General features: G+C 69.2%; 2 protein-coding genes. Both read right to left on the reverse strand.

From position 1 onward, the window contains the following. Positions 1 to 120: 120 nt before the first annotated feature. Positions 121 to 1227, reverse strand: coding sequence for a bifunctional glycosyltransferase family 2/GtrA family protein (locus PKH97_RS16370; RefSeq protein ID WP_324388670.1), 1107 nt, complete (start codon positions 1225 to 1227; stop codon positions 121 to 123). Further along, the coding region (locus tag PKH97_RS16375; protein WP_324388671.1) for a hypothetical protein at positions 1224 to 1808 on the reverse strand (585 nt) is incomplete at its 5' end. The genes PKH97_RS16375 and PKH97_RS16370, both read right to left, overlap by 4 nt.

The raw sequence follows: 1808 nt of genomic DNA on the forward strand, positions 1-1808 counted from the left end.
CCGCTCGATGCGCGACTACATCGACCGCATCTGGCACGTCAAAACCGGCGTCTGACCCCTGGTCCTACCTTCTGCTAGCAGCATTTAGGTGACGTCGAGCACGGTCTACCCTGCTCGACGTCACCTAACCTGCGCTGAGTCAGGCCCCTTCGGGGCGCCGGGGTTCCCGTGGAAGACCCATGTGCGCTGCACGTGATAGGCCACCGCGAAGAGCACGATGTCGACGATGATTTTCGCCCAGATGACGTGTCCCGCCAGCAGCATCGACATCGCCGTTGTGCCGAGCGCGGACGCCGCGAGCACGCCGAACGCGAGCGCGTAATAGCGCCAGGCCGAGCCATGACGCGCAAAGACCAGATGCCGGTTGATCAGGAAGTTCACCGCCGACGAGACCACCCGCGCGGCCAGCGTCGCCGTCACCACGGCCCGCAGGTAGGACCGGCCGTCGAACACCCCGTCGATCACCAAGGTGAAGACGCTCAGGTCGATCAGCGCCGCCACCCCCGAGGACGCGAAATACGACCCGGCCCGGGCGAAGATGCTCCGGTAGATGATCACCGAGTCGCGCACCGGCCGGAAGTGGCTGACGCTATTGCTCTTGTCGTGATAGATCGTCGCCACGGGCACCTCAACGATGGGCACCCCGGCGGACAACGCCCAGGTCAGGGCGTTCATCTCGTAGTCGAAACGCTCCCCGGGCACCCGAGACATCGGCTCTAGCAACGCCGCCGGTATGCCGCGCAGCCCCGTCTGCGTGTCCGGCAGCGTCTGCCCGTAGAGCGCCTTGATCACCAGCGTCGTCAGCTTGTTGCCGAGCCGGCTGAGCAGCGGCACATGCGGCAGGTCGACATCGCGCGCTCCCAGAACGAAGATCCGCGCCCCGTCCGCGGCCTGCACCCGGTCGGCCACCGTGCGGATGCCCTGGGCCGTATGCTGCCCGTCCGAGTCCGCTGTGACGACCACGGCATCCGGGCGGCGGGCCGCGATATCGGCGAACGCCGTCTTCAACGCGGCCCCCTTGCCGCGGTTCTCCGGATGGGTGAGCACCCGGCAGCCCGGCGAGGCCGCGATCGCGGCGAAGACCTCGCCGAAGGCCAGCCCCGAGCCGTCATCGATCACCAGCACCTCACCGAAGCCGGCCGCAGCAAGCTCGCGCGCGAGGTCGACGAAGGCGGGCTCGGGGTGGAGCGAGGGGATCACGACGATCGTGTCGGCATACGTGCTCATCGCGCGACCACGACCGGCCGGCCGGGCGTCAGCACGTGGCCACGCAACCGCAAATAGGCATCGCCCGCGGGATAGGGGTCCACCACGGCCGCATAGTCGCAGGGTACCGGGAGCGTGGCGCGGGCTCGGTCCGGTGCCCGCAACGTGGCGACGTGCTCGTCAAGGAGGAGATAGCGCACCAGGGCCGTGCGATAGCCGCCGTCGCGGACATCGCTGAAGACACACACCGACGCGTCGGGCTTGATCGTCAACTGGCCGAACGCGGCAGCCACCCGGACCCGGACGTCATCCGCCGGCACCGGGTCGAGGAGCGGCCCCCGCGGAATGAGAACGGCGCAGCCGGCCAGGCTCAGCACCAGCGCGGCCGGCGCCCACGTCCACCCGGCGTGCTCGGCGATGTGCAGGCCGACCAGGACGACCACCCCGAGGAGCACCAGCGTCAGCGTCGAGAGATAGCGGATGAATCCGGCCAGGGCCAGCGCCTCGCCGGTCGGCATGGACAGCAGGTACATCGCGTAGAGCCCGCCCAGATAGACGAGGGTCACGCCGAGCACGCCTGCGCCGGTGGCGGCGGCGCGCCG

It is taken from the genome of Nostocoides sp., from assembly GCF_035343835.1.
Classification (GTDB): domain Bacteria; phylum Actinomycetota; class Actinomycetes; order Actinomycetales; family Dermatophilaceae; genus Nostocoides_A; species Nostocoides_A vanveenii.

Bases quoted from the DNA above. Each gene is read 5' to 3' on its own strand.
- PKH97_RS16370 (WP_324388670.1), bottom strand. From the start codon at position 1,227: ATGAGCACGTATGCCGACACGATCGTCGTGATCCCCTCGCTCCACCCC.